Raw genomic sequence first — 7,067 nt, forward strand, 5'->3', positions numbered from 1 at the left:
GGGTCCGCCAGCGCAGGACGGCGACCACGTGCGCGGCGTCGAGGGCGGTGCCGGGCGGGGTCTCGGCGAGGACGTCGAGCACCGACCGGCGCAGCCGTGGGGCCCAGGTGCGCTGGAGCTCGGGGTCGAGCGCCGCACGGACGCCGCCGCGCTCGTCTCGCCCGCCGACGAGCCACGGGGTGCGCAGCGTCGCCCGCCACGTGCGCGCCAGCGCGGCCCAGCGGTCGGGGACGTCGCGGACGGCCCACTCGTCGACCGCCACGGTCGGGGCGAACGACGGGTTGTCCTCGCCGTCGTCGGCGATGAAGGCCGCGGCCCCGGCGAGCTCGATGACGAAGGCGGCCTCGGTCTCGTCGGTCTCGAGGGCCATCGCGACCCGCCGGAGCTCGCGGACGCCCAGGCCACCGCCGCGCAGCACCCCGGGGGGCGTGTGCTCCCAGAGCCGGACCAGGCGGGCCACCAGGAGCACGATCTTCTCCCCGGCCGCCGCGGACTCGGCCGCGACCAGGGCGTGGCTGCGGTGCGGGACGTCGCCGGGCAGCGGCGGGGGGAACACGGGCGCGGCGTGGGTGCGGCCGCCGCGCAGGGCGAGCGCGACTGCGCGGGGCATGACGACGTGCCGGGAGTCGCCGGCCAGGAGCAGGTGGCGGCGGACGAGCCAGTCGACGGCGGCGGCGGCCGCGGTGCTGTTCGAGGGCGCGAGCCCCACCGGCGGGCCCCAGAGGAGGGCGTCGAGCACGGGGCGGGCGCCCGCGGGGGCGGTGTCGAGGAGCGTCGGCAGGTCGTTGAGGCCGACGGGCTCCGGGGGTGTCCCGCGCCGGCTCCCCGCGTCCGTCGGCGCGAGCCCGGCCGGGTACGGGCCGAGGATCTCGGCGAGCCCGGGGGAGGGCAGCAGGGCGTCAGCGGCTTCGGAGTCCGGGTAGACCAGGGTGCTGACGATCGCCAGGCGGAGGGCGCGCTCCACCAGCGCGACACCCGCGTCGTCGGTCGCGCCGATCGCGCGGGGCAGGTCGGCCGCGGTGACGGGACCGGGCTCGGACAGGGCGACGACCGCTTCCAGGACCTGCAGCACGCTGGCGTCGACCGCGGCGAGCGCGCGCTCGAGGCTCGACCGGCTGGTGGCGCGGACCGCCAACGACGACAGGGTCGCGGGCGACGGCGACGCCAGGTCCGGTCGGCTGCGCAGGAGCGCGACGAGCTCGTCGTCGCTGCGTTCCCGCAGATAACCGGTGAAGGTGGGCATCCGCACAACCTTACGTGCCGTGCGTGGGGTACGGAGGCCTCGGCTACTGGTGGGTAACGGGCGCGGTGCCGCTCGGGAGACCGACCGGGTCTGGCACTCTCGGACGGCCCGCACCTCGCAGCCCACCCGTGGAGGTCCACCCGTGCCCCTCTCCTCCGACCTGCTGGCCGGCCTCCGGTCCGACGCCGAGGCGCAGCTCCCGTCGCTCGTCGAGCTGCGGCGCGCCCTGCACCGCAGCCCCGAGATCGGCCTCGACCTCCCGGTGACCCAGCAGCTCGTCCTGGACGCGATCGCCCCGCTCGGGCTGGAGGTGAGCACCGGCGCCGGCCTCAGGTCCGTCGTCGCGGTCCTGCGCGGCGGGCGGCCCGGCCCCGCCGTCCTGCTGCGCGGGGACATGGACGCGCTGCCGGTCACCGAGGCCTCGGGTGAGCCGTTCGCCTCCGAGCGCGACGGGGTCATGCACGCGTGCGGCCACGACCTGCACGTGGCGGGGCTCGTCGGTGCGGCGCGGTTGCTGGCCTCCCGTCGCGACGAGATCGCCGGCGACGTCGTCCTCATGTTCCAGCCCGGCGAGGAGGGAGACCACGGTGCGCGGCTGATGATCGACGAGGGCGTGCTGGACGCGGCGGGGTCACGGGTCGTCGCCGCGTACGGCCTGCACGTCCTGTCGTCCGTGCTGCCCAGCGGCCTGGTCGCGTCGAGGTACGGCACCGCGCTGGCCGCCGCCGACACCGTGCACGTCACCGTCCACGGGCGGGGCGGTCACGGGTCGATGCCGCACCTCGCGGCCGACCCCGTGCCGGTCGCGGCCGAGATCGTCCTGGCGCTCCAGGCCATGGTCACCCGGCAGTTCAACGTGTTCGACCCCGTCGTCGTCACGGTGGGCAGGATCGCGGCCGGCACCACCGACAACGTGATCCCGTCGACCGCGGTACTCGAGGCGACGGTCCGCACCTTCTCCGAGACCACGCACGGGGCGGTGCCCGAGCGGCTGACGCGGGTGGTGGAGGGGATCGCCGCGGCGCACGGGCTGACCGCCACCGTCGACTACCAGCGCGGATACCCCGTCACCTCGAACACGCCCGTCGAGGTCGACCGGGCCGCGGGCGTGGTCCGCGGACTCTTCGGCGAGCAGGCGTACCTGACGATGCCGCAGCCGCTCTCCGGCGCGGAGGACTTCTCCTACGTGCTGCAGCAGGTGCCGGGTGCGTACCTCGCGCTCGGTGCCACACCCGTCGGCGAGGACCCGGCGACGGCGGCGTACAACCACTCCGCGCACGCACGGTTCGCCGAGGAGTCGCTGGCGGTCGGCCCGGCCGTGCTGGCGGCGCTCGCGATGGACCGGCTGGCGGCGGGCGCGTAGCGGAGTCGATCAGGCTCACCCGGTAGGGCGGCGAAAGGGGACACGCACGGACCTTCTGTCCCCCAGACTCTCGCCATGGCACTCAGGATCGTCACCGTCGTCGACGCGGCCGATCTGTGCGACGCCATCGGRGCAGCGGGCCCGCCGGACGCGGGAGTGGTCGTCGCGCTCGTCGGTCACGACAGCGCGGCCGTCCGCAAGGCGGTGGCGGCCCAGCTGCCCTACCTCACCGAGGACGAACCGGGCGCCGAGCTGCTCGCGACGGCGATCGGGCTGACCGCGGACCTCGACCCCGACGTGCGGGACTGGGCGTGCTTCGCGCTCGGCCAGCAGTGGCAGCAGGTCGACACACCCGAGCTGCGCGACGCGCTCGCCGACCGGCTCGACGACATCGACGTCGCCACGCGTCACCAGGCGCTCGTGGGGCTGGCGCTCCGGCGGGACGAGCGGGCGGTGCCGTACGTGCGGGCCGGGCTCAGCCGCGCCGACGGGTCCGTCCACCGACTCGCGATGGTCGCCGCGGGTGCCCTGGGCGACCCGACGCTGCACGCCCTGACCCTGCGCCACCAGTCGCGGTGGGACGACCAGGCGGGTGCGAGCGTGGCGGACTGCGCGCGCCGCCTCACCGACCCGACCGGCCCCGGCGAGGACGTCCTCGACGGGGTCGCTGCGCTGCTGCGGCTCCGGGCCCACGGGTTCCACGGCGACGCGCAGCTGGTGTGGTGGCGGTGCATGACGCAGATGCTCGACATCGCACCCCACCGAGCGCGCGAGATCTACGACGCGGTCCGATCCCGGCTCGAGGGCGACGAGCTGGCGCTCGCCGAGCTCCGCACCAGCGCGGCGCTCGCGGTCGACGCAGGGCTGCTCGACGCCGAGCTCCTCGACATCGACTGAGACCGGGTCAGCCGGACCTTCGCAGCCAGATCAGCGCGGGGCGGCACCGGCGCAGCCCACGCACGTCGTCGCGGTGGGTCGTGCCTCGAGCCGGGCCGGTGCAATCGGCTCCCCGCACACCGTGCAGATGCCGTACGTCCCGTCGTCGAGCCGCGCGAGCGCCGCGTCGATCGAGGTGAGCCGTTCGACGGCGTCGCGCGCGAGGGCGTCGACCTGGGCCCGCTCGAACGCGATCGTCGCGCCCTCCGGGTCGTGCTCGTCGTCCGCGTTGCTGTCGCGTGAGGCGTCGACGACCGCGCGGTGCTCGCCCTCGAGCGCGGCGAGGCGCTCGACGGTCGCGGCGCGCAGCCCGTCGAGCCGGTCGCGCGGGGAGGTCGGGGTCATCCTCACCGCAACGCGGCGCGGCCGGTCAGGCTTCCGCGACCGGCGCACGGGGATTTTCGGGTGCCGTGGCCGGTAACCTTGTGGCCAGTACGTCTTCTTCTCATGAACGGGGTTCACCGTGCCAACCGGCAAGGTCAAGTGGTTCGACACCGAGCGCGGCTTCGGGTTCATCGCCAGCGACGACGGCGGCGAGGTCTTCCTGCACGCCTCCGCGCTGCCCGAGGGCGTCACGGCTCCGAAGCCCGGCGCGAAGGTCGACTTCGGCGTCGCCGACGGCCGCCGCGGCCCGCAGGCCCTGTCCGTCAAGCTGCTGGACCCGGTGCCCTCTGTCGCCAAGGCGGCGCGCAAGCCCGCAGACGACATGGCCGTCATCATCGAGGACCTCATCAAGGTCCTCGACCGAGTCGGCAACGACCTGCGTCGTGGCCGCTACCCCGAGAAGGCGCGGGGGGAGCAGTACGCCTCGCTCCTGCGCGCCGTCGCGGACGACATCGAGGCCTGAGCATGGCTGCAGCTACCAAGGACGCGGTCCTCGGATCCGCCGTCGACCTGGCGCGCGAGGTCGCGATCGGCCTCGCGGAGGACCCCTCCGACGTCGGCGAGTACCTCGGCCTCGTCATCGAGGGGGAGCGGCTGGTGTCGCACCGGTTCGCCTCCGCCGCCCGTGGCTACCGCGGCTGGGAGTGGACCGTCACGGTCGCCCGCGTGCCGCGCGGTCGCACGGCCACGGTCTGCGAGGCCGAGCTGCTGCCCGGTCCCGACGCCGTGCTCGGCCAGGCCTGGCTGCCGTGGTCCGAGCGCATCCGCCCGGGCGACATCGGACCCGGCGACGTGCTGCCCTTCAAGGCCGACGACCCGCGCCTCGAGCCCGGCTGGACCCCGACCGGGGACCCCGAGCTCGACGACGTGGCGATCGACGAGCTCGCGCTCGCCCGCGTGCGGGTGCTCTCGCCGCAGGGTCGCGACGAGGCCGCCGAGCGCTGGTACCGCGGCCCGCACGGTCCGACGAGTGCCGGCTCGCTGGCGTCCGCCGCGGCGTGCGGCAGCTGCGGGTTCCTGGTCCCGATCCAGGGCTCGCTCGGCACCGTGTTCGGTGTGTGCGCCAACCAGTGGTCGCCCGACGACGGCACCGTGGTGAGCGTCGACCACGGCTGCGGTGCGCACTCCGAGACCGACTCCGAGGCCCCGCCKACCGACTGGCCCGCCGCCGACCCGCTGATCGACGAGCTCAGCCTGGAGCTGGTCAACCTCGCGCAGTCCTCCGCCGCACAGGCCGCCCCGCAGGCGTCGGCGCCCGAGGAGACGATCGACGCCCCGGTCGCCGACGACGCCGTCGAGGCAACGGTCGATGACGACACCGTCGACGCCCCTGTCGAGGTCGACGCGGTCGACGCGGTGGACGCCACCGAAGCCGAAGTCGCGGAGCCGGCCGACGAGCCCGACACCGCCCCCGAGCCCGACGCGGCCGTCGACCCCGACGCGGCCGCCGCGGACCAGCCCGCCGCACGCCCCGACCCGGAGCCGTGACCACCGACGCCTTCGGGACGGCTGCCCTCCGCGCGGCCGTCCTGGGGGCGTGGCGCGCCTCGCCGGCTCGACTGCGCGAGGACGCCAACACCGAGGAGGACCACGCCCGCGGCTACTACCGCGACCGGGTCCTGGTCGAGCTGGCGCAGAACGCGGCCGACGCCGCCACCCGCGCGGACGTCCCCGGCCGGCTGCTCCTGCGTCTCGCGCACGCGGACGACGGCACCACCGCGCTGGTCGCCGCCAACACGGGCAGCCCGCTCGACGCCGACGGTGTGGCGTCGCTGTCGTCCATGCGGGCGTCGTCGAAGCGCGACAGCCACGAGGGCATGGTGGGCCGGTACGGCGTCGGCTTCGCGGCCGTCCGTGCGGTGGCCGACGAGGTCTCCCTGCTGTCGACGACGGGCGGCGTGCGGTTCTCCGCCCGCGACACCGCGGAGCTGCTGAGCGAGGCCTCCGCGGACGTCCCGGCGCTCGCCGAGGAGGTCCGCCGGCGCGACGGCTCGCTCCCGGCCCTGCGCCTCCCGCTCCCCGCGGACGGACGCCCACCCGCGGGGTACGACACCGCGGTGGTCCTGCAGCTGCGGGACGAGGTCGCGGCCGACGAGGTCCGCGCGCTGCTGCGCGAGGTCGGCGACCCGCTGCTCCTGGCCCTGCCGGGACTGGTGGAGATCGTGGTCGAGGACCACACCTCGGACGCCCCCTCGCGCCGGTTCGCGGACGTCGAGGACCGCTGGGTGGTCGTGGCGGCCGAGGGGGACCTGCCCCTCGAGGTCGTCGCCGACCGCCCGGTCGAGGAGCGCAGCGCGCGCACGTGGCGGGTCACGTGGGCGGTGCCGCGCGTGAAGGGTGTGAGCTGGCCGGCCGTCGTGCACGCCCCCACACCCACCGACGAGCCGTGCAGCATCCCCGCGCTGCTCGTCGCCACCCTCCCGCTGGACCCCACGCGGCGGCACGTGGCGCCCGGCCGGCTGGCGGACACGGTGCTCGAGCACGCCGCGACCGCGTACGCGCGGCTGGCGCACGAGCGGGCCGAGGCCGACCACGACCCGCTGGCCCTGGTGCCGACCGGGCTGGCGGAGGGCGCCCTCGACGGAACGCTGCGGGACCTGGTCGTCGAGCGGCTCGCGCGGACGCCCCTGCTGCGCCGCGCCGCGGGGTCGGTCGACGACAGCCCCCACCCGCTCGTCGCCCCCGACCGCGCCGTGATGCTCGCCGACGGCGCCAGCAACCACCCGCGTGCCATGGCGGCGCTGGGGCGGAGGGTCGCCGGGCTGGTCGTCGTGCCGGTCGGTCGGGAGGGTCAGGCGCGGGCGCTCGGTGTGGAGGAGCGCAACCTCGCCGACGTGGTGGAGGAGCTGCCCGCGGTCGACGACGGCACGTGGGCCGAGCTGTACGGGGCACTGGACCCGCTGGCGGACGACGCCCGCGCCCGGGAGGCCCTCGGGGCGCTGCCGGTGCCCCTCGCCGACGGTCGCGTGGTGCGGGGCGCGCGCGGCCTGACCCTGCTCGACCCGGCGGAGGTCGACGCGGTGGGCACCGACGCGCTGCGCACGCTGGGGCGCTGGGGCCTGCGCGTGGTCGACGCCGCGGCCTCGCACCCGCCGCCCGGGCGGAAAGCTGCGTGGCGTCAAGTCGGCGCATCTTCGACCT

6 protein-coding genes and 1 pseudogene are annotated in these 7,067 nt (G+C 76.1%); 5 read left to right on the forward strand and 2 right to left on the reverse strand.

Annotation, left to right across the window (positions count from 1 at the left end):
- A pseudogene (locus AC1DUQ_RS14425) lies at positions 1-1,243 on the reverse strand (helicase-associated domain-containing protein); the annotation flags it as partial.
- A gap of 142 nt (positions 1,244-1,385) precedes the next feature.
- On the opposite strand from AC1DUQ_RS14425, the gene AC1DUQ_RS14430 reads away from it, so the two are divergent.
- Together AC1DUQ_RS14430 and AC1DUQ_RS14435 are read left to right on the forward strand one after the other, a co-directional pair.
- On the forward strand, positions 1,386-2,606 hold the full coding sequence (locus AC1DUQ_RS14430; RefSeq protein WP_477060019.1) for a M20 metallopeptidase family protein: 1,221 nt from the start codon (positions 1,386-1,388) through the stop codon (positions 2,604-2,606).
- Positions 2,607-2,681: 75 nt separating this feature from the next.
- A complete protein-coding gene (locus AC1DUQ_RS14435; protein WP_477074020.1) occupies positions 2,682-3,503 on the forward strand; it encodes a HEAT repeat domain-containing protein in 822 nt (273 codons plus the stop codon).
- Between the two features lie 30 nt (positions 3,504-3,533).
- On the opposite strand, the gene AC1DUQ_RS14440 is transcribed toward AC1DUQ_RS14435, so the two are convergent.
- Positions 3,534-3,887: a TraR/DksA family transcriptional regulator gene (locus AC1DUQ_RS14440; RefSeq protein ID WP_477060021.1), complete on the reverse strand. Its 354-nt coding sequence runs from the start codon at positions 3,885-3,887 to the stop codon at positions 3,534-3,536.
- A gap of 118 nt (positions 3,888-4,005) precedes the next feature.
- On the opposite strand from AC1DUQ_RS14440, the gene AC1DUQ_RS14445 reads away from it, so the two are divergent.
- From AC1DUQ_RS14445 to AC1DUQ_RS14455, 3 genes are all read left to right on the forward strand, one after another.
- The gene (locus AC1DUQ_RS14445) at positions 4,006-4,389 is read left to right on the forward strand and encodes a cold-shock protein (protein ID WP_056085661.1); all 384 of its coding nucleotides are present in this window, start codon (positions 4,006-4,008) and stop codon (positions 4,387-4,389) included.
- A 2-nt stretch (positions 4,390-4,391) separates the two neighbouring features.
- On the forward strand, positions 4,392-5,414 hold the full coding sequence (locus AC1DUQ_RS14450; RefSeq protein WP_477060022.1) for a DUF3027 domain-containing protein: 1,023 nt from the start codon (positions 4,392-4,394) through the stop codon (positions 5,412-5,414).
- A partial coding sequence (locus AC1DUQ_RS14455) for a sacsin N-terminal ATP-binding-like domain-containing protein (protein WP_477074021.1) occupies positions 5,411-7,067 on the forward strand: 1,657 nt, incomplete at its 3' end. The genes AC1DUQ_RS14450 and AC1DUQ_RS14455, both read left to right, overlap by 4 nt.

The organism is Cellulomonas sp. P4_B5_2 (genome assembly GCF_056402235.1).